Raw genomic sequence first — 23,279 nt, 5'->3', positions numbered from 1 at the left:
CCTCGCCAAAGCGCCAGCTTTCGGCGAATGATCCCGCCGTTCCGAAGGAGCGGATCCAAGGGCGCAATTATACGTCGCTGACGCGACGCCTTGCTTTTGGGCCTTGGCGGGCCCTCCGCTCCCGACGAACGGTTTGATTTCGTTCGACCTAGGAGCTCGTTCTCGTCGTGGCGGTCCCGCATTTCTCAGTCAGCATCGTTGCCCGCGGCTCCGGCCGCAGCGCCGTGCTGTCGGCGGCCTACCGACATTGCGCCAAGATGGAATTCGACCGGGAAGCCAGGACGATCGACTATTCCCGCAAGCAAGGGCTGCTGCATGAGGAGTTCGTCGTTCCCGAGGACGCGCCGCAATGGCTGCGGGAGATGATCGCCGATCGTTCGGTCTCAGGTGCCTCGGAGACCTTCTGGAACAAGGTCGAGGCCTTCGAGAAGCGCGGCGATGCGCAGCTTGCCAAGGATGTGACCATCGCCCTGCCGATGGAACTCAACGCCAATCAGAACATCGCGCTGGTCCGCGACTTCGTCGAACGGCATATTACCGCCAGGGGCATGGTCGCCGACTGGGTGTTTCACGATGCTCCCGGCAATCCGCACATCCATCTCATGACCACTTTGCGGCCGCTGACCGAGGACGGGTTCGGCGCCAAGAAGGTCGCGGTCTTGGGAGCTGAGGGCAATCCTGTTCGCAACGATGCCGGCAAGATCGTCTATGAGCTTTGGGCCGGTGGCGCCGACGACTTCAACGCCTTTCGCGACGGATGGTTCGCGCTCCAGAACCAGCATTTGGCGCTCGCCGGTCTCGATATCCGCATCGATGGGCGCTCCTTCGAAAGGCAAGGGATCGAGCTGACACCGACCATCCATCTCGGCGTCGGGACCAAGGCGATCGAGAGGAAAGCTGAGGGAGCCGAGGAGAAGGTCGCGCTCGAGCGGCTGGAACTGCAGGAAGAACGCCGAAAGGAGAACGCCCGGCGGATCCAGCGCGATCCGGAGATCGTGCTCGACCTCATCACCCGCGAGAAGAGTGTCTTCGAGGAACGCGATGTCGCGAAGATCCTCTATCGCTATATCGACGATGCTGCCCTCTTCCAGAACCTGATGGCGCGGACCCTCCAGAGCCCACGGACGCTCCGGCTCGAACGTGAGCATATGGATCTTGTCACCGGTGTCAGGGCAGCGGCGAAGTACACGACACGGGAGCTGATCCGCGTTGAATCCCAGATGGTCAATCAGTCGATCTGGCTGTCGCGGCGATCCTCTCACGCCGTCAAGCCAGCGGTCCTTAACGGTGTCTTTTCCCGGCATGACCGCCTATCGGATGAGCAGAAGACGGCAATCGAACATGTCACTGGTCCCGAGCGGATCGCCGCCGTGATCGGCCGCGCCGGCGCCGGCAAGACGACGATGATGAAGGCGGCGCGCGAAGCCTGGGAGGCTGCCGGATATCGGGTGGTCGGCGGGGCGCTTGCGGGTAAGGCGGCCGAAGGTTTGGAGAAAGAAGCGGGGATGGTCTCGCGCACGCTTTCGGCTTGGGAGCTGCGATGGGATCAGCAGCGAGACCGGCTTGATGACAAGACCATCTTCGTCCTCGACGAGGCCGGCATGGTCTCCTCCCGACAGATGGCGCGCTTCGTCGAAGCGGTGACGACATCAGGTGCGAAGCTCGTCCTGGTCGGCGATCCCGAGCAGCTTCAGCCGATCGAGGCCGGGGCCGCCTTCCGCGCCATTGCCGAGCGGATCGGCTATGCGGAACTCGAGACAATCTACCGTCAGCGCGAACAATGGATGCGCGATGCCTCGCTCGATCTGGCGCGCGGAAACGTCTCGGCCGCGCTCGACGCTTATGCGGATCGCGATATGGTTCGGACCGCCTGGACCAGGGGCGAGGCTATCGCTTCCCTGATCGCTGACTGGGACCGCGAACACGATCCGGCCAAGGCGACCCTGATCCTCGCCCATCGCCGCGTCGATGTGCGGCTGTTGAACGAGATGGCTCGCGGCAAGCTGGTCGAGCGAGGCGTGATCGAGGCCGGTGATGCGTTCAGGACGCAAGACGGCACGAGGCACTTCGCGGCCGGCGATCAGATTGTCTTCCTGAAGAATGAAGGATCGCTGGGCGTCAAGAACGGCATGTTGGCGCGTGTGGTCGAGGCCCAGCCAGGGCGTATTGTCGCTGAGGTCGGCATTGGCGGAGACCGGCGCCAGGTCGTGGTCGAGCAGCGTTTCTACACCAATGTCGATCATGGTTACGCCACCACGGTCCACAAGAGCCAGGGCGCCACCGTCGATCGCGTCAAGGTGCTGGCGTCGAGCACGCTGGACCGACATCTCTCCTATGTCGCCATGACCCGCCACCGCGAGACGGCCGAACTCTATGTCGGCCTGGAAGACTTCGCGCAACGGCGCGGCGGCGTGCTGATCGGTCATGGCATGGCGCCCTACGAACACAAGCCGGGCAACCGGGACAGCTACTATGTGACGCTCGGCCATGCCGATGACCAGGAGCGCACCATCTGGGGTGTCGATCTCGCGCGGGCGATGAATGAAGCGAAAGCCGAGATCGGTGATCGCATCGGCCTCAAGCACGTCGGATCGCAGCGCGTCACGCTTCCAAATGGCAAGGAGGTCGACCGGAATTCCTGGAAGGTCGTGCCGATCGAGGAGCTGGCGATGGCACGACTCCATGAACGGCTCTCGCGGGCCGGATCGAAGGAAACGACGCTCGATTATCAGGACGGTTCGCACTATCGCGCGGCACTGCGATTTGCCGAGGCACGTGGCCTCCATCTCATGAATGTCGCCCGCACGATCGCGCACGACCGGCTGCAATGGACCGTCCGTCAATCGTCGAGGCTCGCCGAGCTTGGCGCACGCCTTGCCGCCGCGGCAGTGGAGCTTGGCCTTGGCGGAGCCAAGTCGAGAGCATCGACGTCGTCCGCAATCAAGGAGGTAGAACCCATGGTCTCAGGTACGACGACCTTCCCCAGATCGATCGCTCAGGCGGTCGAAGACAGGCTCTCGGCCCACCCCGTCCTGAAGGACAGCTGGTCGGCGGTATCTGCTCGCTTCCATTACGTCTTTGCGGATCCTCGGGCCGCTTTCAAGGCGGTCAATGTCGATGCCATGCTGACGAACGGGACATTGGCGGCAACGACGCTTATGCGGATTGCCGAACGGCCGGAAAGCTTTGGCGTGCTGAAGGGCAAGACCGGCCTGTTTGCCGGCAGCACCGAGAAGCAGGCGCGCGATACAGCACTCGTCAACGCGCCAGCCCTTGCCCGCGATCTGCGGGGCTTCATCGCGCAACGGGCAGACGTTGCCAGCCGCTATGAGGAGGAGGAGCGCGCGGTGCGCACCAAGCTCTCGCTCGATATCCCTGCCCTCTCCGCGTCCGCAAGGCAAGTGCTCGAGCGCGTGCGCGACGCCATCGATCGAAACGATATACCCGCCGGTCTTGAATTTGCCCTGGCGGACAGACAAGTGAAGGCCGAACTCGAGGGGTTTGCCCAGTCGGTGTCGGAGCGCTTCGGAGAACGAACCTTCCTGCCACTCGCGGCAACGACGGCGGACGGGAAGGCGTTCGAGGCGGCGTCGGCGGGAATGCAGCCGGCCCAGAAGAATGAACTACGTTCCGCCTGGGACACGATCCGTACCGTCCAGCAACTGGCCGCGCATGAACGCACAGCGGTGGCGCTCAAGCAGGCGGAAATCATGCGCCAAACCCAGACGAAAGGGTTGTCGCTGAAATGATGTCTCACCCGACCCCTGCCTCGGCAGCCGGACGCCAAAGGCGCCCGGCCATCGCTCTCCTCGCGGTTTCATGCAGCCTTACGCTCGCAGTAACTATCGGCGGCGTCATTGGTGGCCTTCGGATCAATACCACGCCCAGCGAGCCGCTCGGCCTTTGGCGTGTCGCACCCCTCGATCGCCCGGTTCAGGTCGGCGACATGGTATTCGTCTGCCCCCCAGAGACCGACACCATCTTGGAAGGATTCGAGCGAGGCTACCTTCGCTCGGGCCTGTGCCCGGGCGGCTTTGGCCCTTTGATCAAAACGGTGACTGCACTAGGCGGGCAGCGCATCGAGATCGCGGGCGCCATCACGATCGATGGACGGCCGATTGCCAACTCGAACCTTGTGTCTCGTGACGGCCCAGGGCGACCGTTGCATCCATATGAAGGCGGGACGGTTCCGTCCGGTTTCGTCTTTCTGCATTCGCCATTCCCAGGGTCCTGGGATTCGCGGTATTTCGGCCCGGTTCCAGCCTCCGGTGTCCTCGGGCTCGCAAAGGAGGTGCTTACCTATGCGCCCTGATTGGCTCCAACCACTTGCCCTCGTTCTGGCGTCTGCCGCGATCGGTTGTATAGCTTGGAGCGGACATGTGTTGGCGCTTCCCGCAGCTGTAGCATTTCCGGCGTTGTGGTCGATGGCACGCAGTCGCTGCGCTGCAGGCGTCCTATCGGCAGCCTATTTTCTGGCAGCCTCGCGCGGCTTGCCGCAAGGTGTGGCTGCCTTCTATCAATCGGATATCTGGCCGGGGTTGATCTTGTGGCTTGTCGCATCGATCGGCTTCGTCTTCGTGCACGCGGCGCTGTGGTTACGCCAATCCGGCTGCAAAAGAGCCTTGCGATATGCGATCGCGATGGTGCTCATGGCCATACCGCCCTTCGGGATTGTCGGATGGGCTCAACCGATCACCTCGGCAGGCATTCTTTTTCCAGGATGGGGTTGGGCGGGGCTTGCGGCAGTCACAGCCGGTCTTGCGTTCATGACGACGCGATATAGACCGGCTGCAGCCGTGACCCTCGTAGGTTTCTGGTTCTGGTCCGCCGCATCTTGGACCGCTCCCGACATACGGTGGAGCTGGCAAGGCGTCGACCTGCAGCTCGGAAATAGTCTCGGTCGCGATACCAGTCTTGCTCGGCATAGTGACCTGGTTGCAACGTTGCGCTTAATGCGTCGGCCGGACGTCGCCACCATGCTCTTGCCTGAAAGCGCTCTCGGGTTCTGGACGCCGTCGGTCGAAAACCTTTGGCAGCAGCAGCTTACCGGCACAGATCTGAACCTTATCGCCGGCGCGGCCGTCGTCGATGCTGAAGGATATGACAACGTGCTTGTTCGCGTGTCGGCCACCGAAAGCGAGATCCTTTATCGGGAACGCATGCCCGTGCCGGGCTCGATGTGGCAACCTTGGTTGCCAGTGATCGGAAGACCCGGCGGAGCAAGGGCACACTTTTTTGCAAATCCCGTCGTGTCCGTCAGCGGCAAGCGCGTCGCTCCGCTCATCTGCTATGAGCAGTTGATTATTTGGCCCGTCTTACAGTCCATGCTTCATGACCCGGATCTCGTCATAGCCTTTGGAAACGACTGGTGGACCAAAGGAACCTCCATCACTGCCATTCAGCGCGCCAGCACAGAAGCCTGGGCACGGCTGTTCGATAAACCTCTCGTCATGTCCTTCAACATCTGATCCTGGAGCCCAAATCATGGACCCGGCCTTTATCAAGGAGTGCGCCGATCCGACGCTCAAGCCAGCTATCGTTGAGCAGTTCGTGTCTGCGGTCGGCTCCGGCGACCCACTCGCCGTCACCGTCAAATCGGGTGGCCGCCTCATCCTCATTCCCAAGCCCAAAACCCCCGACGAGGCGATGGGTATAGTCCGGCAGTATGTCGGCCAGGCGGTGGTCCGTGTCGGCGTGACGCAGCTTCCGGCCGGTGTGGGCGTGAAAGATAGCTCCGAGATCGCGTCCGATCTGGTCGAGCCTTGTGAGAATCTCCGAAAGGGATCTGCGATGTTCGCCAAGATCCTTCGGATCGTAAGAAAATGGTATGGCAACCCCACGAGCGCAGAGGTCTTTCCGCAAATTTTCGACGATGCGGTCTACGCCTGGAACACAGGTCAGTTCGAGGGCCAAGGCGTGTTTCAAGGCGAGGATCCGGGGGGCGCAGTTCCCGAGGTGGACAGCAAGGCGAAGGGCGTGGAGGAAGAGCCTGCCGAGCCCGCGCCGGCAGTAAGTGAGTCCGAACCGCCAAACACAAGCGATATCGATGGGGCAAGTATCAGGATCGATCTGTCGAGGATTGGCGGTCAGAGATAGCGAGCGTTTCCAATGAATGAGCGTTAGGGCGACGCCGGGAAAGTCAGTGCTGACGCTTCTCCCGGCGGAAGGAAGAACCTCTTGATGCAGGCATCATTGCGAACAGCGATCTGCGTATGGGTACGCTCATGAAAGCGAGCGCCATAGTAGATTTCATTACCTTTCGGGGAATAGCCCTCGAACCGTGTCAAATGCCGGAAGGGTGGCTTCCTTGGCGATCTCGTGGACATAGTTGATAACGGCGCAATCCAGCTTCCGCACCAGTTTGTCGGAATTCCTGTCGCCTCTGGCATCGGGATTCACAGGCATTTTTCCGCCAGTCGCCTCGATCTGGCTCCTCAGCATACGATAGCTGGTCTGGATGACAGGGACGTACTTGCGAGTAATGAGGTCGAGGCAATTGCCAAGATCGATAATTGCCCCGATCACGAAAGGCTCTTCGTAGGCGCCAGATTCAGCTTTTTGCGTCGCCCATTCAAGCGCCCGCTCAGGATCGTTTTCCCAAAAATAGATGCCGGATCCGAGCCAGTCATAAGCCTTTTCACTCGGGAGAACGGGTGATGCGCCAGTTAGCGCAGCCATACCGACAGCCTTGTCGCAGCCGTGGTAGCCCAGCGTATGCTGGATAATTGAAACTCAAGCGGCGGCCGCTTCCTCAGCGTCGTCGTCGCGCGCGTACTCCGGAGCGAGCTTGCCATCGGCAGACACAATGCCGGCGTCCATCAGATGACGGCGCGCGTCATCTGGAGACTTGGCGGCGTCTTCCGCCCGCTTTTCCATGAGCGCTATGAGCGCCTCCAGCTGGATGTCTGTCATCGTTAAGGCCCTCCTGAGCTAGTTTCCTAAACTTTAATGCAGGGACTCCGGCGAAAGCGCAAACGCCAACCAGGCGCTGCGCCGTATTAAGGTTCCTAACGCTAAGTCGCTGCAAACGTTCATTTCGGCGAGACTTTGATGAAGCGGGAGGCTTCGGTTCGCAAGGCATGCAGTGATGACGCCGAAATTCGGTGCTCGACCTCCTCGCAGAAATGCTCGCCTTGCTAGAAATGTGGATATATGTTTCAATTTATTCTCGCGCGATGCAGGCGGTCAACACGGGGATATTACCTTGGCTCATTGGCTTGACACCTTACTCGATATTACCGCCATAGCGCGCGATCAGAACACGCTAAAATCCGCGCTTTCCGATCTAGCAGAACGCTTTCAATTCTCCGGATATGCCTATATCGATCTTCGTTTCGGTCATACCCTCGCGATATCCAATTACCATCCCGATTGGCAACACCACTATTTCCATAACAATTTTAAGCTACTTGACCCCGTTATTCAGCGGGCAAAGAAGCTTCGACGCGTTTTCTCATGGTCAGCAGAAACAGATACGGCATCGATGTCCAAGCGGCAGAAGGAGTTCTTCGCCAATGCCGCGGACTTTAACATCCGATCGGGAATTACCGTTCCAGTTGCTCTGCCAAACCGCGGGACAGCCATGCTGACCTTGGCTTCTAGTAAGCCGCGGCCGGCCATCGATGGAGAGATCGATGCAGTGATGGCGGCTTCCACTGTCGCGCAGGTCCATGCTCGCATTCAGGCGCTGCAAGTGACACCATCGGTCGAGGAGCCCTTTCATCTCACTCCGAAGGAGGTGATCTTCGCACGTTGGCTTGAACTCGGCAAAACAGTGCAAGACGTAGCCGACGTCGAAAACCTAAAATACAACACCGTCCGAAAGACATTGGAGGCGTTGAGAGCCCGATACGACCTTTGCAATAACACGCAGCTGGTGGCTTTGGCCATCAGACGTGGATTGATGTGATTTGTCTTAGACATTGCCGACGACGTAGTATCCGTCGCGGAACGCAACGGCCATCCCGATAGTGCCGTGTTGCAGATGGGCTTCGGCATTTCGAAAGCAGGCGCGCACTTACCTTGACCTATCGGCCACCCGATATGATGCCGATCGGGCTGACTCGCTAGATGCGATCGCGGTATGGCTATGAATTATCACCTTCCAAATTGGCCAACGTGGTCAGCGGCTGCTGGATAGCTTGAACTTCGAGTTTGAGCATCTTTCTGACCGTCGCTGGAGGATCGCCGAAACGTTCTCGAAATCTGCGGATGAAGTGCGAGGAATTCTCGAAACCTGTCATCAGGGCAATTTCCGCTAAGCTCACGGCGGTGGTACGAACGAGCCGATTGGCACTATCGAGGCGCATCGTTAGATAAGCCGCGGAGGGAGAAACTCCCAATCTTGCTCTGAATGTGCGTTCAAGCTGCCGTCGGGACAAACCGACATGCGTGGCAATGTCCTCGATCTCAAGCAGATCCTCCACATGCTGCTCCATGATCAAGAGCGCCAATTCGACCCGCTTGTCATCGGCGGCCTGTCCAAGCGGGTTGCGAGTTTGCATCTCCCTGGCATCTCGACGTCTGCTGATCTGAAGTATCTCCAATGCATTTCTTTCCGCATATTCACCAATATGCCTGTTCAACAGGAACGCGGCGAGATCCGCCGCGCTGCTTCCCCCGCGCAGGTAATTATGTCTCCGTCCTCCACGAACAGTTCGTGTGATGAGACCGAGATTTCAGGGAACCTGTCGCGAAATTCCTTGTGATGCAGCCAGCTGACACATGCCCGCTTGCCCTTCAACAAACCCGCCGAAGCCAGAACAAAGCTGCCGGTGCACAGGCCAATAATAGGCACGTTGTCTTCGGATGCCTTTTTTAGATATCGAAGGGTTTCAGGATCCAACACCTCTTCTTCGTTGAGACGGCCTCCCACGACCACCAGATAGGTGAAATCATTAGCTGGCTTCAAAAGCGACGTTGGAACGACCTGAACGCCAGAGCTTGAGGCAATGAAATGGCTCGTCGAACTCATCACGGACCAATCACATGCAATCCGCCCGGAATTGTCTCCTTGGTCACTTCCGAGACGTAAAGTGTCAACGAAAAGGGAAAAGGCATTCAACGTAAAGTTTCTAGCCAGCAAAAAGCCGATCTTAAGTTTGACCGGTGGCTTGCTACTCGTTCTGCTTTGCGAGGTTTGATGGCGGATCATGGCGCTCCCAAGATAGCACGCATATTCTTGATTTTAACGTGGGAAGCACTTTCAAGCTTCTTTGCAACGCGAGACTGTCACCCGCCACGCGTAAGAGTCCGCTCATCTGCTCGCTTGTCAGATTAAGCCATTTGAAGTGCAACGCGATTTCTTTGGAAATGTCGAATAGTATCGACGGCCGAGAGAAACTAGCCGATGGTCGCAATCTCCTGCTCGAACTCGCGCATCCCGGCATAGCCTTCCTGGGCGGGTATACGACCCGTGCCGATCATTCTTTCCGTACATACTTTGAAGAGCTTCAGATATGCGTTGCCTTTCTCGCCAAGTATGCCTCGGGAATTGTGCAGTTTCCCAGACAGGATCTCGGCAGACACATGTTCTGCGATCATCATATGCGCGGCATCCGCCACGGACCATCCCCGCTTGATGACTAAAACCGCTGCAAGACTGTCTTGAGCAATCAGGGTTGCAAAAATTTCCTCGGCGGCGTCATCGAAAGCCCTCTCATTGGGCCTCCCATTTCCTCGATACCGGACGCGAAATTTCTCGATTTCGGCCCAAAGAAGTTGAACCTCAGGTGAAAACGAAGCGTGCTTCTTCCGCTTAAAGAAACCAAACATGTCACCTCCCGAATTCCCCTAGAAGCGAACGTCCCAATCACCCCCAAGACCTAAGCTGATTCACGTGTGCCGTCTACTCGCACGCCAATCGCCATTGGCACGGGAGCCCGTCGCGAGAGTGCAAGGAGCAGTGCCGCCCGGACGTTGCGCGACCGACGGCTTGCAAGGTCGATATCGCGCGTGACTACACCCATTCGATAACAAGCTAATCCTCGGAACAAACCTCGGTGAAGGCATGGCCAACCGCCTCCCGATAAGTGGCGCTTGGCTATCTCCAGTTAGAACGCTTCGGTCGGCTCAATGATTGGCCGGTATGGAGCTTTCGTCGCAAGCGGATGACGCTGGCCCGGTCACGTTCAACAGTCGGCGCCGGATCAAGGACCGAGCCGCCCAGTAAAGGAAGCCTAGTTCTAATCCAGGCCGAGCTTCTTACGAAGGTCTGCGTTTTCGGCACGGAGCTTCTCCGCCAACGACTTGCGAAGCCTCTGATTTTCAGATTCGAGCGCAATCAGATCAGCGAGACCGGCGGCTCCGACAGGAGTGGAAGGTTCGAGGTTTTTCTCGCCTTTCGTGACCTTGAGCGAAGCTGCCTTGGTTGCACCCTTTTGTGTCGGTTTCGCCACGACGCTCACGGAGGACCCCAGGGACACCGACTTGGTTTTCGATGCACGTTTGGAATTCTTCTCGGCGAGTGCGGCGGCCATCTCTTCCTTGCTTCGACGGCGCGCACGCGTTTTCTTAGGTTGTTCCTGCGACACCGCCGGCTCTGCGCTTGTCGGATTTTCGGAAATTTCGTCGGCCATGAACGTCTCCTAGATAATTAACAGCCTTGTTTGTACCGTACAAAGCAGAGTGTCAACATTGTCGTCCGCCCCGCGAAGGTCTTGGCGAACGAAGAGCACGAAGGTGGGCGGGAAAATCCATCAAATCGAGAACGTTTCAATTGCCCCGTCAAGTTAGCTGCGTGGAGGACAGGCCATGAACCATCAGTTTGAACACGGATGCCGTGCGGCTTTCTCTCGATCTGCTCAGACACAAGCATCTTCGCGGGTATCGCACATTGGCTCCTTCCGATGTCTCCCACACGGCGTCTCCTTGAAATACGTCGACCCCGAAGCGCGGATCGCAACGCCCCGGGGAAGCTGGCCGTTATGCTATCTCAATCTCGGTTCGGACGGGACCAGATAAGCTTGAGATCGTCCTCTCCCTCTACGTCGGCGAGCGTTGCGTAGATTGGAGCGGCGAAACTAGGATCGTCGAGCTTGATCGACAGGTAGTCACGGCCTTGGTCGGAGGTCTTTTTCCATGCGGCTCCAAACTCAACGGCGCCTGAGTAAATCCTGTACTGAGGTCCTTTCTCGGAGGGGCTTTCAACTCGGTCAATGCGTGCCTTGATGTTCATTGCCAGCGTACGAATAGAGCCGGTGTAGCCGCTCTCGGTAGCGGCAAAAGTCCCAATCGTTGCCATTCTTCGTTCCTTTCAATTCTTGGTGCTCCGGACTTCGCGCCGGCAGCTGTTGAAAAGGGCCATCAGAAACTAGCCCGCCGATATAAGGCGCAAGGGAGTACGGCGCGGCAAGTCGCAGATCTGCGAGTAGGGGAGAAGCGTGAAGCATGATGCGCGCTGGTGACATTGGCTCGGCGCGGATCAGGTGCGCGCCCAGCCTAAACACGTTTGGCGAAACATGTTCTTGGCGTCACGAGCAGCGGCGCGCCGCGCTACTATTCGCGGACGCCCTCAAGACAAGTAACAACATGATTGCCCCTTGCCGTGTCCGCGAAGATCCGCCTCCACTAAAGGCGGCGCTCGTTGACTTGGCCTGCACTTATAGGGCCAGCGAATGAATCGTCGTAATACGCTATTGGACCGGCGCCACGCAGATGACGACCTTTCCTCCGGGAACAACGTCAATAGCGAGAACAACCATGAGAAAGATTCATGCCGCCATGTTGGTCGCGGTATCGAGCCTCTGCCTGGCTCCGGCACTTCGCGCCGAGACCCTTGTCGTCAACAGCTATGGGGGCCCATACGAAGACATCATCCGGCGCGAGATAATTGAACCATTCGAGCGGCAAACGGGCATAGATGTCGTCTACGACGCTGTCGGCGCGGCGTCGCAGGACTATGCCAAGATCAAGGCAACCAGGGGCCGCCCGGGTTTTGATGTCGTTGTGATGACCGCCTCTCAATCGTTGCAAGGCTGTCACGATGGCGTGCTGGAACGACTTGATCCTGTAGCCATCCCTAACCTTCGCCACGTGGCACCCAAACTTGCCGGCTCGGCGGGCCCTTGCGGCGCTGTCCACGAGCTTCAGTACATGTCGCTCCTGTACCGGACCGATAAGATGGCGTCACCGCCCAGGTCGTGGTCCGCGCTTGCATCGCCAGAACTAAAAGGCAGGATCGTGCTGCCGACATTCCAGAATATCATGGCGCTGTATCTGGTCGAGATTTTCGCGACCATGAACGGCGGCGATTTGACGGGGAATCTTAACCCAGGCTTCAAGGCGATGTCTGACGTTGCAAGGCAGTCTATCGGATTTGAGCAGAGCTCGGCAATCTTGGAAAGCTATATCAAGGACGGAACGGTCTGGGCCATGCCGTTCTGGAACGGTCGCGCCCAACTGTTGGTGGAGAGTGGCTTCCCGGTCGACTACGTCCGACCGCTTGAAGGGACCATTCCACTAATCGCGACGCTCAACATTCCGATCTCGGCGGAACACAAGGCATCTGCGAGGAAGTTCATCGATTTCTTTCTGGACAAGACCAGTCAGGAAGCGTGGGTGCGCGCTTACAAGGTTGGCAGCGCACGGACAGATATCAACGTTCCAGACGAAGTGAGAGCCCGACAGATCACGACGGAAGCGGACCTTGAAAGTCTGCTCTTGCCGGATCTCTCCGTTGTTGCCGCACGCCTGCGAGAGTGGGGAGAGCAATGGGAGCGCGACGTTGTCGCGCATCAGGAGTGAGGAAGGAACATGACCATACTCGCACTTGATCTCCCCGACCGGCGACGCGGCTCACGCCACAGTTTCTTACCGGCTTTCGGGCTGTCGCCCGCCGGCCTCATGCTCGTCTTCTTCTTTGCAATGCCCATGGGGATGATGATCGGGACAAGCTTCCACGATCCGTCCTCGGGCACCCTGGGCCTCCAAGCTTATGAACGGTTCCTAAATGACGGCTTGACGCTGAAGGGTTTTTGGCGAACCGCGATAATGTCATGTCTCGTGGCGGTGGCCGCGACCGCGCTGGCATTTCCACTAGCCTATTATCTCGCACGTACGAAAAGCAGATTTCGCATCGTTGTTCTAGCGCTCGCGCTTGCTCCGGAACTCGCAGGGGTCGTGCTGCGAACCTATGGATGGCTCATTATTCTGGAAGATCGCGGCTTCATCAATGACATCCTTCTCCACTGGGGTCTTATCGATCAGCCGTTGCGCTTATCGAAGAACCTTTTCGCGGTGGTGGTGGGCCTCACGCATGTGGTCCTTCCTTTTGCGATTCTGTCGCTCACGACAAGCATTCAAGGCATAGATCAAAATCTCGAACGAGCAGCTCAGATGCTCGGCGCAAACCGGCTCTCGGTCATCACAATGATCCTCGTGCCATTGTCAGTGCCCGGGATTGTCAGCGCGCTCCTGTTGTCGTTCACGATGGCGGCGAGCGCCTATGCGACCCCCGCGCTTCTCGGAGGAGCCGGCTTCAAGGTCCTCGCGACCATGATATCCGAACAAGTGCTCTTCTACGTGGATTGGTCATTCGCGGCGGTCATGGCGAATGCACTGCTCGTTCTCATGCTCGTTGTCTCCTACGCTGGCTTGAACGTTGAGACACGTCTGCGCGACAAGCGCGGTGAAAGACACGGAGGTTGAAGTGAACCGACTGATTTCCATTCTCTTTTGGTCTGCCCTCGTGATCGTTCTGACATTTATCACGCTTCCCCTGCTGGTGGTCGTGGCCGCATCGCTAAGCCCAACGGCCGACGTCACCTTCAGTCCATCGGCGTGGACGCTTCGCTGGTATCAGGACCTCGTCTCGCAGCGATGGCTGGCGCCGTTCGCGCTCAGCGTGAAAATCGCGATAGCGGTGTCGCTGATAAGCGGCATCATTGGTACGCTCGCCGCTTACATCGTGGCTTTCGAACGTATCCCAGGCGGCAGCGCGGTCATGGCCGCGCTTTTGTCCCCGCTTTCAGTTCCACAAATTGTCAAAGGGGTCGCGATCGTTCTGTTTCTCTCTATCCTTGGCCTGCAGCCCCTGCTTGGAACGCCCTCATTGATCGCCGCCCATTGCGTGCTCGCGCTTCCTTTCGTGATTAGAATGGCCGCCACCGCGATCGCGAATTTCGACGGCAACCTTGATCGGGCGGGTCAAGTCCTAGGTGCTAGTCGTTGGCAGCGGGTCTGGCATATTCTGCTTCCGGCGATTAAGCCGGGCGTTCTGTCCGGCATGACGTTCGCGTTCGTTATTTCCTTCAACAACATTCCATTGTCCGTGTTTCTCGTACGTCCCGGAGACACGACGCTCCCCATAACCGTGATCAATTATCTCGAATACAGCCTCGATCCGGTCCTGGCGGCGGTCAATGTGGCGTCGATGATATTCATCCTCGTCGTCATCCTCGCATTCGAAAAATTTGGCGGCTTCTCCGCCCAGCTTCATGGAGGTAGCAAATGAGCGAACTTGATATCGAACTGGTTTGCGTAAGCAAGGCGTTTGGCGCGATTTCGGTCGTCAAGGACATCGACCTGCAGATCCCGAAAGGCGAGTTCGTGAGCGTTCTCGGACCGTCCGGTTGTGGCAAGACCACGACGCTCAACATGATTGCCGGCTTCAACCGGCCAAGCCGCGGAGACATCAAAATACGAGGTCGAAGTCAGGTAAATGTGCCACCAGAGGCGCGAAATATCGGGCTTGTCTTCCAGAACTACGCGCTCTTTCCTCATATGACCGTGGCTGAGAATGTCGCATTCGGCCTCAAGATGAAGCGAACCCCCAAGATCGAGATCGCTTCAATCGTGGAAAAGAGCCTGCGGGGCGTACATCTCGAAAAACTGGCTGATCGTTACCCGAAGGAACTTTCCGGTGGACAACAGCAGCGTGTCGCCCTCGCCCGCGCCTTGGCACCCAGGCCATCCGTTCTTCTCCTGGACGAACCACTGTCAAACCTCGACCTGAAACTGCGGGAATCCATGCGTGGCGAGCTGAAGGACATACAACGTGAGCTCAACATGACTTTTGTATATGTTACCCATGATCAGGAAGAAGCGATGGCGATGTCAGACCGCATCGTGGTCATGTCGAACGGGGTCATCGCCCAGCAGGGGAAGCCGGATGCACTCTATCGACATCCAGTTTCAACCTTCGTGGCGGACTTTATCGGCCGATCGAACATCATCGGTGTGGAACGGATGGTGAAGCGACCGGGAGGTTGCGAGGTGGCGGTCACCGGCAGCGAGATTACACTGAGGGTGGCTGTTGCGCCCTCTCATGCAACACCGCACTATGGCGTCATCCGCCTTGAGGATGTGCTCGTGTTGGGGGACACGCCATTCGTGGCCCAAGAACACCTTAACGTTCTGGAAGGTCGACTTGATCGCGTGACAGAATCTCGGGGCGTCCCTGGAGTTGTCAATTCAGATCGGCTCGGGCCTTTCTCTTTGCGCCGCGGTCCGATCGGCGGAAGCAGGCTTTCTGCCGGCAACAGGCAAGCCGATAAGGCTTGGGATCGATCCCTCGGCTGTCACGCTCCTGAAGGAGTAGCAATCGGTCGATAACCATCGCTTATCAATGCAACTGCTTCTTTATTGGAGCACGCGTCAAGCTCCCAAATAAGATCAGGACAGCCTCAAAAGGAGGCTCATCCGCAGGAGATACGAGAATGTTGACAAGAGAAAAGATAACCGCGGTCCAGCATGACAGCAATGTCTGCGCGGACATCGTGGGTTTCGACTTCGCTCGCTATGATGAGCGCGATATCAACGAGATCCGCAAATACTGGCTCCAGTATGGGGTCATTCGTTTCAAGCATACACGCATTACAGACGACCAGCAGGTGAGGTTCTCGCGACACTTCGGTGAATTTGTTATTCATCCAAAGCAGCTGCAGGAGGGTGGTCACCCGTCCCACCCAGAAATTCTGGTGATCAGCAACGCAATGAAGGACGGAAAACCAAGCGGCGCGATGGGCAACAGCGAAGCGACCTGGCACACGGATACCTGGTTCTATGAGAAGCCGCCAGCAGGCGCCATTTTGCGCGCCATAAAAATTCCGCCTTCGGGCGGAGATACCTACTTTCTTTCCACCTACATTGCCTATGAGACGCTACCGGCCGCGCTAAAGGCAGCCATCGATGGCCGGCAGATCTTCTTCCAGAACGTTTATGACAAGACCGGGAAGATCAGACTCGGGAAAGAGGAGCCAAGCAGCCGGGACTTTCGAGAATGGAGCGGTATTGTCCACCCTCTGGTACGAACACACGGCGAAACGGGACGAAAAGCCCTTTACCTCGGTGGCACATCGGATGGCGCATGGATTGTCGGTATGAGCATTCATGAAAGCAATGCCATACTCGCGGAGCTGTGGGATCACACAACGAACGGTAGCCACGTTTTCGTTCAGAGCTGGGACGAAGGAGACATCATGATGTGGGACAACCGCTGCACCATGCACCGACGCGATTCATTCGATCCCTCTTTCGTCCGTGTCATGCACCGCACGACGACATCCGGCGAACGCCCGATCTAAGGCGGACAAGAGAGGTTCTCGGCCATGGCTGGACTTTATCGGATCTTTGAGCGCCATCCACCCCTGTCATCAGAGTTAGTTGAGCTCTTGTCTCTGGTCGAGACGGCCACGATCGGCCACACCGAACATCTCGGGTTCGTTGGAGCCGGTATCGTTCCGCTATTCTCGGCTCGTGTCGCCGGGGTGGCGGTGACCGTCGCGGCGCCTGGCCGCGACGGTGCCATCATCTATCGCGCCGTCGACCAACTTTTGCCAGGCGATGTATTGGTTATTTCCCGCGTCGACGGCGACGATATCGCATGCGTTGGTGGAGGTGTGGCCACTGCAGTCAAGGCCAAGGGAGCGGCGGGAATCATAATAGATGGGCCGTGCACCGACCCGCAGGAGATCATTGCTACTGGTCTGCCGGTATGGTGCAGAGGCACGTCTTCCAAAACCACCAACCGGCGGTTCAACATCGGCGGATCGCTCAACGTCCCGATAGCTTGTGGCCGAAGCGCGATCCTACCAGGTTACGCCATCCTCGCCGACTGCTGCGGTGTCTTCGCAACTGAGCGTCAGGCCATGCGATCGATTGCCGAGAACGCACTCGCTCGCCAGAAACGCTCAACGCTGATCCGCGACCATCTGGCCGCTGGTCATTCAATATTTGATTTCAAGGAACCTGCACGTGAAAATCGCATTGATTCAGATGAGCTCTCAGCCTGATCTTCGCCGCAACCTGGCTGAGGTCGAACGCATGATGACTGAAGCGGTCGCCGGCAGTCCCGATCTCATCGTTCTTCCCGAGCATTTTGATTGGATGGGAGGATCTTCCGACGATAAGCGCGCCGCGTCGATTTCGTGCCGGGAGGTCAGGCGTACGAATGCGTCCGAGATTTCGCGCGACGACACCGCGTCTTTGTTCATGCTGGCAGCCTCATGGAGCGATGCTCGCAAAGCGGCAAGGTATTTAACACGACTGTCATTTTCGATGCTAAAGGAAGCCGTGTCGGAGCGTATCGCAAGATCCATCTCTTCGATATCACCACACCAAATGGAGCGCGGTATGCCGAATCCACGGTCGTCACGGCGGGAGATGATCTCCTTGTCTATGAGCTGAAGGGGTGGAAGATCGGGTGCGCGATCTGCTACGATTTGCGCTTCTCACGCCTCTTCGACCGGCTAGCGCAAGAGGCCGTCGACATCTTCATTCTCCCCGCCGCGTTCACACGACAGACGGGGGAAGCCCATTGGGAGGTCTTGTGCCGCGCGAGGGCGATCGAGTATCAGGCCTTCTTTGTCGCATGCGGTCAATGTGGCAGTTACCCCGCCTTGAATGGCGAACCTCGAGAAACATTTGGCACATCGCTGGTTGTTGACCCTTGGGGCGAGGTCATTGCAAATGCGGGCCAAAAGCCATGCGTCCTTCATGTCAAGCTTGACCGAAAGCGACTTGAAGATGTGAAGGAGCTAATTCCCATGGCAAGCCATCGGGTCGACATGAACACGCCGCGGATGCAGGTTCGGCACTCCAGCTGACAATACTTTCCGTTCGCCGGAAAACTTCATCAAGATTTACTCCTCCCTTATCCCGGCTCCTCCTAACCTTCTTGTACAACCAAGGAGGTACTGGAGATGCAAGAAACCCATGCTCCAAACACGCACTCACAATTCCTCTCCGCGGCCGCACTGCGTGATGCTGGCGCCGAGTTGGAGACCGGTGAGATGCTCGCGGCGATGGACAATGCTTGGGCGGATATTCGCTCCGGCAAAGCGTTCGGATCAAAGGCGGTTTTGTCCCTCCCGGAGGAAGACTTCTGGCGCGATGGCGCCGTTGCACACCGCAAGGAGGAGTTCGCGGATGAAAGTAAGCGCGAATTTCTATGCGCCTTTTGAAGCGGAGTGCTCTGATGCATGAAGTGTCCACCAAAAACAGGTGGACACCAAATCATGGACGATGCTCCTAAACTGCAGGTGCGGCTTGTTGGCCGCGACGGTCGCCGTCGATATGACCCTTCCTCCCGAGATCAGCTTGTCGCAGCGTGTTTAGAGCCCGGCGTTTCGGTTTCGCGTCTAGCTCTGGAGTACGGCGTCAACGCCAATCTCGTTCGCAAGTGGGTGAAGAGAGCTAAAGAAGATAGTGCATTGCCTGCGGTATCTAGGTTCGTTCCGGTTCAGATAGCTACGGATATGCACTCGTCTTCTGCCAGCGGTCCACTGACGAAGGTGGAGCCGGTGGGCAAGCGATCTCATGCATCCAAGCTGAGCGCGGTGCTGCCGAACGGGGTCAGCCTGACGCTGGAATGCAGCGATGTCGATGGTCTGGCGGCAATCATAGGAGCGTTGAGCCATGTTCAGACTGGGCGCTGATCTGAAGGTCTACCTCCATCGGGAACCCATCGACTTCCGCGCGGGCATCAACAGCCTAGCGGTCCTTGTGCAAGAGGTGATGGAGCTAGACCCGTTTGCTCCATCAGTGTTTGCCTTCTGCAATCGCAGGCGTGACCGGGTGAAGCTCTTGTTCTTTGATCGGTCCGGGTTTGTTATGGTCCTGAAGAAACTAACGGAAGACCGGTTCAGGTGGCCCCGCCGGGAAACCGCAGTGGTGACGCTGACGACAGAGCAACTCCACTGGATCCTCGATGGCATCGATATCGATGCGATGATCCGCCATCCCGTGCGGCAGTATCAGATTGCTGGCTGAGGATGGCGAATTGAGATTGACGCGCAGGGGCGGTTCAGATTCAAGAATCTGATGACGCGCACCGGCGAACCGAGCATTGCAGAACTGATGGCGCAATTAGCAGCCAACGCTGCCGAAATCGCTGCGCTCAAAGCCGAGAAGGAAGCGCTCTCGCAGCGGGTCGTCAAGCTGGAAGAAGAACTGGCACTGGCAAAGCTCCATCGCTTTGCACCCCGCAGTGAGAAGCACATTGATCGTCTCTTCAACGAGGCCGAAGAGGCTGCGGTCGAAGGTGGTCGCGAGGAAGACGATGTTGTCGAGCTTCCGGATACTGGCTTGCCTGCGGCCGAGGGCGTTACGGGCAAAAAGCGGGGACGCAGGCCTCTGCCGGCAGACCTGCCGCGCGAGCGTGTCGAATACGACCTTGCTGACGATCAGAAGGCTTGCCCGTGCTGCAAAAGCCCAATGCATCGCATGGGCGAAGCCGTTAGCGAGCAGCTCCATATCGAGGTCAAGGCAAAGGTCCTGCAAAATGTGCGGTTCAAGTACGCTTGCCGCCACTGCGATCGTACCGGGATCAACACGCCTGTGGTAATCGCACCGATGCCACCGCAACCCTTGCCGGGCAGCATCGCTACTGCTTCGACGCTGGCCTTCGCGCTCGTGCATAAATACGTCGACGGCACGCCGCTCTACCGCGTGGCGCAAACATTCGAGCGTGCTGGCGTTCCGATCAGCCGTGGCGCTCTTGCGCATTGGGTCATCGGCTCGAGCGAGAAGCATCTATACCGCATCTATGATGCTTTGAAGCTGCGACTACGATCGCATTCTCTCATCCATGGCGATGAGACGACGGTTCAGGTGTTGAAGGAAAAAGACAAGGAAGCGACCAGCACGTCGTACATGTGGGCCTATCGCAGCAGCGAGGACAGTGACGAACCAATCGTGCTTCTCGACTACCAGCCCGGCCGCGGTCAAATCCACCCACAGACCTTTCTCGGTGACTACGACGGCATATTGGTGACCGACGGCTACACAGCCTGGCGCACATTGCATGGCGCAACCCATGTCGGATGCATGGCGCATTCACGGCGGCGCTTTGTCGAGGCCCTCAAAACCAGGAAGAATGGAGGCGGACCGCCGGAGCAGGCGCTCCGGTTCTTCGAGCAGCTCTATCGGATCGAAAAGCAGGCAAGAGACAAGACCCCAGATCCAGGGGAGACAAAGGCCGATTGCATTCGCCGTTTCCGCCAGCAGCACAGCCTGCCTGTCCTGAACGCCCTAAAGACGTGGCTCGATAACATCGCGCCGAAGGTCGTACCGGATACCAAGCTCGGCGATGCTGTGTCCTACACCCTAAACCAATGGGATTATCTGACGCGCTACACCAGCGATGGCAGGATGCCGATCGATAACAACATTCTGGAACGCGAGATCAGAGTTTTTGCCACCGGAAGAAAATCGTGGCTGTTCAGCGATACCGCTGACGGAGCCAGGGCCAGCGCTGTGATTTACAGTCTGATGCTGACCTGCCGCGCCTGTGGCGTCGATCCGCTCTCTTGGCTGCGCCACGTCCTCACTGAGCTGCCCCAGCTTGACGAAGCCGACGACATCGGCGACCTGCTGCCCTTCAATTACTCCAAGACCACGGCGGCCTGATAAAGCTGGGTACTGCTACCCAGCTAAGCGCAAGTGTCCGTCAACTGCCGTCAATGCGCATTGAAAATCGCGCTTACGGATGAAAGACTGGGTTGGAAGCTTTCATGCCTCTACAGTGTCAACGAGCGCTATGGAGGAGTGAAAATTATTGGCGCCAATGCTTTCAACCGGCAGCTGGGCCTACCGCGCTCCACCTCGACGATCGTTCTCTTGGAAAAGAAGACGTTACGGGTGCTTACGGTGATGGATGGAACCGGTATCTCTGCTCGCCGCACGGGCACCTATGCCACCATGGTGCTGGATGCTTTTTGCCGCCGAGACAAACCGTTGTCGGTTCTGCTTTTCGGAACAGGCCCCACGGCCCGCGCCGTGGTGGAATGTCTCAGCTTCCGATATGCCGACCGCATCGGCAAATTCTCAATTCAGGGCCGATCGATTGACCGGGCATCGCAGTTTATCGATGCGATCGATTTTCCAAATAGCCTGAGCCTTCAGCCAGCCGAGAAAAAATCACTGGCTGAAAGTGATTTCATTATCACCGCGACAAACGCTCGTGCCCCGATTTTTGATAGGGACGAGTTGGCCCGTGACGCCGTCAGCCTGCATCTTGGCGGGGACGAGGTTCCCGAGAGCTACCTGCGGCGGGTGTTGCGGACGGGCTTGGTCGTCTGCGACGACCTTCGTACTGTATCGCATCGGAACTCGCAAAGCATTGCACTGCATTTTTCCCGGCGTGGTCTCTCACTGGCGGAAGTGGGGCCGCTCCTGGGGCTTCAAGACCTGACGACAACAGGAGCGACAGCCGCTCGGCACGAGGGACCTATTTGTGTCACATGTGTCGGACTACCAATGCTGGATCTCTACGCGGCACAGGCTACCTACGAGAAATATCGCCGGCTCACAGCATCGGATCGAAGGTAGCCAGCGATGTTCATATCCCAATTGCTTGGCAAACACATAGCGGACGTCGCCCGGCGAGGACCACCGTCAGGCACAAGCGACACCGTACTTCGTCTCGTGCTCGACGCCGTGGGGGCAGGAGCGGCCGGCGCGATCTGCGCCGGGCCCCGTGCCGCGCGCCGTTCCGTTTTACCAATCTTTGGATTGGGCGACGCGCCAATCTGGTTTTGCGGCACGGGCTCGAGCGTGTCGGGAGCCGTACACTGTAATGTCGCCGCGTGTTGTGCGCTTGATGTCGATGATGGCCACCGAGCCGCGCGCGGTCATCCGGGCGCGGCGGTCGTCGCGACAGCTCTCGCGCTTGCACAGTTGCATGATCGCCCAGCCGATCGGTTCTTGGCTGCGATCGTCGCAGGCTACGACGTCGGCGTAAGAATTGCGGCGGCACAAAACCCCATCGGGATTACCACGCGACAATCAGGCCGATGGGCGAGTCTCGCGTCCGCTGCAACGGCGGCTGCATTCTTGGGACATCGGCCAGAAGTGATTGCGCGGGCTCTGTCGATCGCGGGCGTGCTCGCACCCAATCAGCAGGCCAATGGTAGCTCCGGCTACTCGTCGCTTACTGGAAACGATGTAAAGGAAGGCATAGCATGGAGCAGTGTCACGGGATTGATGGCGCTGGAACTGGCCTCTAACGGGCATACTGGCCCTGAGGATTTCCTCGATCATCCGAGCTTCTACGACGGTGAGAGGATCCTGTTCGATCTGGGAAGTCGATGGGAAGTGAACGGCCTGTATTTGAAACCGTATGCCTGTTGTCGCTACATTCATCCAGCACTCGACAGGCTTTGCGACCTGATCGAGCAGAACAATATCCTCGTTGATGACGTTCGCTCTATTGAAGTCGCGACCTTCGCCTGGGCAACAAAACTTGGTAATCGAACCAATCCTGACAATCTGATCGAGGTGCAGTACAGCCTTCCCTATTGCCTTGCGGTGGCTATCGTCGATGGGCCCAAGGCGCTGCTCCCTCCCCGTACTGATTGTCTCGGTCGCCCCGACATCGAAGCTGTCGCGAAGAGAGTGAAAATATTCGTACGTGACGATATCGACGCCCTCTTCCCGTCTGAAACATTGGCAATCGTCAGTGTCGTGACCAGCACAACTCGCGTGACATCCGCACTTGGAACTCCTTTTGGCGATCCGCGCTGTCCCATGCTTTGGCCAGATGTCGAAAGGAAACTTCGTGTCCTAACGCGAGACGTTCTTGCCGCCCAACAACAAGGAGAAATCATCGACGCCGTGCTTGCGCTTGCATCAGGAGAAATCTCACCGCTGCTCAGTGCGCTAAAGTCGATCTCTCTCGACGCGGACGCTCAACAACATTTGTGACGAAATACCCGCCGCGGTTTACGACGATCGCGCCGAAATTCCGTCCGCCGTGAGCGAATCGGAGTCTACTCGGGAATGAACTCGCCGATCCCGCCAAGGCACAACTTGCCTTATTGCGAGGTGGGGCGACCCAGCGC

Annotated in this window: 21 protein-coding genes and 3 pseudogenes; 18 read left to right on the top strand and 6 right to left on the bottom strand. The window is 58.0% G+C overall.

What is annotated here, in order from left to right:
• The first annotated feature begins 167 nt into the window (after positions 1-167).
• From traA to P3R82_RS07365, 4 genes are read left to right on the top strand one after another with little or no spacing between them, the layout of a single operon-like run.
• The gene (gene traA, locus P3R82_RS07380; RefSeq protein ID WP_283193613.1) at positions 168-3,749 is read left to right on the top strand and encodes a Ti-type conjugative transfer relaxase TraA; all 3,582 of its coding nucleotides are present in this window, start codon (positions 168-170) and stop codon (positions 3,747-3,749) included.
• Positions 3,746-4,312 (top strand): conjugative transfer signal peptidase TraF, encoded by a 567-nt coding sequence (gene traF, locus P3R82_RS07375; RefSeq protein WP_283193612.1) that lies wholly within the window; start codon positions 3,746-3,748, stop codon positions 4,310-4,312. The genes traA and traF overlap by 4 nt, the downstream gene beginning before the upstream one ends.
• Positions 4,302-5,468, top strand: a complete 1,167-nt coding sequence (locus P3R82_RS07370) for a conjugal transfer protein TraB (protein ID WP_283193611.1) — start codon at positions 4,302-4,304, stop codon at positions 5,466-5,468. Before traF ends, P3R82_RS07370 begins: the two co-directional genes overlap by 11 nt.
• A gap of 13 nt (positions 5,469-5,481) precedes the next feature.
• Positions 5,482-6,096 (top strand): TraH family protein, encoded by a 615-nt coding sequence (locus P3R82_RS07365; RefSeq protein WP_111564339.1) that lies wholly within the window; start codon positions 5,482-5,484, stop codon positions 6,094-6,096.
• Positions 6,097-6,252: 156 nt separating this feature from the next.
• Here P3R82_RS07365 and P3R82_RS07360 read toward each other — a convergent pair whose 3' ends face one another.
• The gene (locus P3R82_RS07360; RefSeq protein WP_283193610.1) at positions 6,253-6,678 is read right to left on the bottom strand and encodes a hypothetical protein; all 426 of its coding nucleotides are present in this window, start codon (positions 6,676-6,678) and stop codon (positions 6,253-6,255) included.
• A 54-nt stretch (positions 6,679-6,732) separates the two neighbouring features.
• Complete coding sequence (locus P3R82_RS07355; RefSeq protein ID WP_018010295.1) at positions 6,733-6,912, bottom strand: hypothetical protein; 180 nt, start codon at positions 6,910-6,912, stop codon at positions 6,733-6,735.
• A gap of 175 nt (positions 6,913-7,087) precedes the next feature.
• Here P3R82_RS07355 and traR point away from each other — a divergent pair, with 175 nt between their 5' ends.
• On the top strand, positions 7,088-7,909 hold the full coding sequence (gene traR / locus P3R82_RS07350; protein ID WP_349294042.1) for a transcriptional regulator TraR: 822 nt from the start codon (positions 7,088-7,090) through the stop codon (positions 7,907-7,909).
• Positions 7,910-8,087: 178 nt separating this feature from the next.
• Here traR and P3R82_RS07345 read toward each other — a convergent pair.
• The 4 genes and pseudogenes from P3R82_RS07345 to P3R82_RS07330 all read right to left on the bottom strand — a co-directional run bounded on the left by P3R82_RS07345 (position 8,088) and on the right by P3R82_RS07330 (position 11,242).
• Positions 8,088-9,154, bottom strand: a pseudogene (locus P3R82_RS07345) (GlxA family transcriptional regulator).
• 188 nt (positions 9,155-9,342) lie between these two features.
• Positions 9,343-9,774, bottom strand: a complete 432-nt coding sequence (locus P3R82_RS07340) for a hypothetical protein (protein WP_111564252.1) — start codon at positions 9,772-9,774, stop codon at positions 9,343-9,345.
• A 410-nt stretch (positions 9,775-10,184) separates the two neighbouring features.
• Positions 10,185-10,577, bottom strand: coding sequence for a hypothetical protein (locus tag P3R82_RS07335; RefSeq protein ID WP_283193609.1), 393 nt, complete (start codon positions 10,575-10,577; stop codon positions 10,185-10,187).
• Positions 10,578-10,933: 356 nt separating this feature from the next.
• Positions 10,934-11,242 carry a DUF736 domain-containing protein gene (locus P3R82_RS07330; protein ID WP_111564253.1) on the bottom strand — a complete coding sequence of 103 codons (309 nt, stop codon included), beginning with the start codon at positions 11,240-11,242 and terminating at the stop codon, positions 10,934-10,936.
• A 458-nt stretch (positions 11,243-11,700) separates the two neighbouring features.
• Between P3R82_RS07330 and P3R82_RS07325 the strand changes: the two genes are divergently transcribed.
• The 13 genes and pseudogenes from P3R82_RS07325 to P3R82_RS07265 all read left to right on the top strand — a co-directional run bounded on the left by P3R82_RS07325 (position 11,701) and on the right by P3R82_RS07265 (position 23,142).
• Positions 11,701-12,744, top strand: coding sequence for an ABC transporter substrate-binding protein (locus P3R82_RS07325; protein ID WP_283193608.1), 1,044 nt, complete (start codon positions 11,701-11,703; stop codon positions 12,742-12,744).
• A gap of 99 nt (positions 12,745-12,843) precedes the next feature.
• Positions 12,844-13,647 (top strand): ABC transporter permease, encoded by an 804-nt coding sequence (locus P3R82_RS07320; protein ID WP_112435719.1) that lies wholly within the window; start codon positions 12,844-12,846, stop codon positions 13,645-13,647.
• 1 nt (position 13,648) lies between these two features.
• Positions 13,649-14,452 carry an ABC transporter permease gene (locus P3R82_RS07315; RefSeq protein ID WP_111564255.1) on the top strand — a complete coding sequence of 268 codons (804 nt, stop codon included), beginning with the start codon at positions 13,649-13,651 and terminating at the stop codon, positions 14,450-14,452.
• A pseudogene (locus P3R82_RS07310) lies at positions 14,449-15,538 on the top strand (ABC transporter ATP-binding protein). The gene P3R82_RS07315 and the pseudogene P3R82_RS07310 overlap by 4 nt, the downstream one beginning before the upstream one ends.
• A gap of 118 nt (positions 15,539-15,656) precedes the next feature.
• Entirely contained in the window at positions 15,657-16,523 is an 867-nt protein-coding gene (locus P3R82_RS07305; protein WP_111564257.1) for a TauD/TfdA family dioxygenase, read from the top strand.
• Between the two features lie 24 nt (positions 16,524-16,547).
• A complete protein-coding gene (locus P3R82_RS07300; protein ID WP_112435701.1) occupies positions 16,548-17,231 on the top strand; it encodes an RraA family protein in 684 nt (227 codons plus the stop codon).
• A pseudogene (locus tag P3R82_RS07295) lies at positions 17,215-18,044 on the top strand (carbon-nitrogen hydrolase family protein). Before P3R82_RS07300 ends, P3R82_RS07295 begins: the two are co-directional and overlap by 17 nt.
• 96 nt (positions 18,045-18,140) lie before the next feature.
• Positions 18,141-18,401 (top strand): hypothetical protein, encoded by a 261-nt coding sequence (locus P3R82_RS07290; protein ID WP_283193607.1) that lies wholly within the window; start codon positions 18,141-18,143, stop codon positions 18,399-18,401.
• A 51-nt stretch (positions 18,402-18,452) separates the two neighbouring features.
• Complete coding sequence (locus P3R82_RS07285; RefSeq protein WP_283193908.1) at positions 18,453-18,875, top strand: transposase; 423 nt, start codon at positions 18,453-18,455, stop codon at positions 18,873-18,875.
• On the top strand, positions 18,856-19,209 hold the full coding sequence (tnpB, locus tag P3R82_RS07280; protein WP_076846215.1) for an IS66 family insertion sequence element accessory protein TnpB: 354 nt from the start codon (positions 18,856-18,858) through the stop codon (positions 19,207-19,209). The genes P3R82_RS07285 and tnpB overlap by 20 nt, the downstream gene beginning before the upstream one ends.
• A 51-nt stretch (positions 19,210-19,260) precedes the next feature.
• A complete protein-coding gene (locus P3R82_RS07275; RefSeq protein WP_283193606.1) occupies positions 19,261-20,847 on the top strand; it encodes an IS66 family transposase in 1,587 nt (528 codons plus the stop codon).
• A gap of 60 nt (positions 20,848-20,907) precedes the next feature.
• Positions 20,908-21,768, top strand: a complete 861-nt coding sequence (locus tag P3R82_RS07270; protein WP_283193605.1) for an ornithine cyclodeaminase — start codon at positions 20,908-20,910, stop codon at positions 21,766-21,768.
• 6 nt (positions 21,769-21,774) lie between these two features.
• Positions 21,775-23,142: an MmgE/PrpD family protein gene (locus P3R82_RS07265; protein ID WP_112435702.1), complete on the top strand. Its 1,368-nt coding sequence runs from the start codon at positions 21,775-21,777 to the stop codon at positions 23,140-23,142.
• Positions 23,143-23,279: the final 137 nt, after the last annotated feature.

Origin of the sequence: Rhizobium sp. AN80A (assembly GCF_030053015.1) — a bacterium.
In the GTDB taxonomy this organism is placed as follows: Bacteria; Pseudomonadota; Alphaproteobacteria; order Rhizobiales; family Rhizobiaceae; genus Rhizobium; species Rhizobium metallidurans.
Note: the sequence above shows the minus strand (reverse complement) of the source record. Positions and strands in the feature narration are given on the sequence as shown.

Excerpts from the sequence above, each read along its gene's own strand:
- traF (WP_283193612.1), top strand. The coding sequence starts at position 3,746 with ATGATGTCTCACCCGACCCCTGCCTCGGCAGCCGGACGCCAAAGGCGC.
- P3R82_RS07370 (WP_283193611.1), top strand. The coding sequence starts at position 4,302 with ATGCGCCCTGATTGGCTCCAACCACTTGCCCTCGTTCTGGCGTCTGCC.
- P3R82_RS07360 (WP_283193610.1), bottom strand. The coding sequence starts at position 6,678 with ATGGCTGCGCTAACTGGCGCATCACCCGTTCTCCCGAGTGAAAAGGCT.
- P3R82_RS07355 (WP_018010295.1), bottom strand. The coding sequence starts at position 6,912 with ATGACAGACATCCAGCTGGAGGCGCTCATAGCGCTCATGGAAAAGCGG.
- traR (WP_349294042.1), top strand. The coding sequence starts at position 7,088 with ATGACGCCGAAATTCGGTGCTCGACCTCCTCGCAGAAATGCTCGCCTT.
- P3R82_RS07340 (WP_111564252.1), bottom strand. The coding sequence starts at position 9,774 with ATGTTTGGTTTCTTTAAGCGGAAGAAGCACGCTTCGTTTTCACCTGAG.
- P3R82_RS07335 (WP_283193609.1), bottom strand. The coding sequence starts at position 10,577 with ATGGCCGACGAAATTTCCGAAAATCCGACAAGCGCAGAGCCGGCGGTG.
- P3R82_RS07330 (WP_111564253.1), bottom strand. The coding sequence starts at position 11,242 with ATGGCAACGATTGGGACTTTTGCCGCTACCGAGAGCGGCTACACCGGC.
- P3R82_RS07325 (WP_283193608.1), top strand. The coding sequence starts at position 11,701 with ATGAGAAAGATTCATGCCGCCATGTTGGTCGCGGTATCGAGCCTCTGC.
- P3R82_RS07320 (WP_112435719.1), top strand. The coding sequence starts at position 12,844 with ATGCTCGTCTTCTTCTTTGCAATGCCCATGGGGATGATGATCGGGACA.
- P3R82_RS07305 (WP_111564257.1), top strand. The coding sequence starts at position 15,657 with ATGTTGACAAGAGAAAAGATAACCGCGGTCCAGCATGACAGCAATGTC.
- P3R82_RS07300 (WP_112435701.1), top strand. The coding sequence starts at position 16,548 with ATGGCTGGACTTTATCGGATCTTTGAGCGCCATCCACCCCTGTCATCA.
- P3R82_RS07290 (WP_283193607.1), top strand. The coding sequence starts at position 18,141 with ATGCAAGAAACCCATGCTCCAAACACGCACTCACAATTCCTCTCCGCG.
- tnpB (WP_076846215.1), top strand. The coding sequence starts at position 18,856 with ATGTTCAGACTGGGCGCTGATCTGAAGGTCTACCTCCATCGGGAACCC.
- P3R82_RS07275 (WP_283193606.1), top strand. The coding sequence starts at position 19,261 with ATGACGCGCACCGGCGAACCGAGCATTGCAGAACTGATGGCGCAATTA.
- P3R82_RS07265 (WP_112435702.1), top strand. The coding sequence starts at position 21,775 with ATGTTCATATCCCAATTGCTTGGCAAACACATAGCGGACGTCGCCCGG.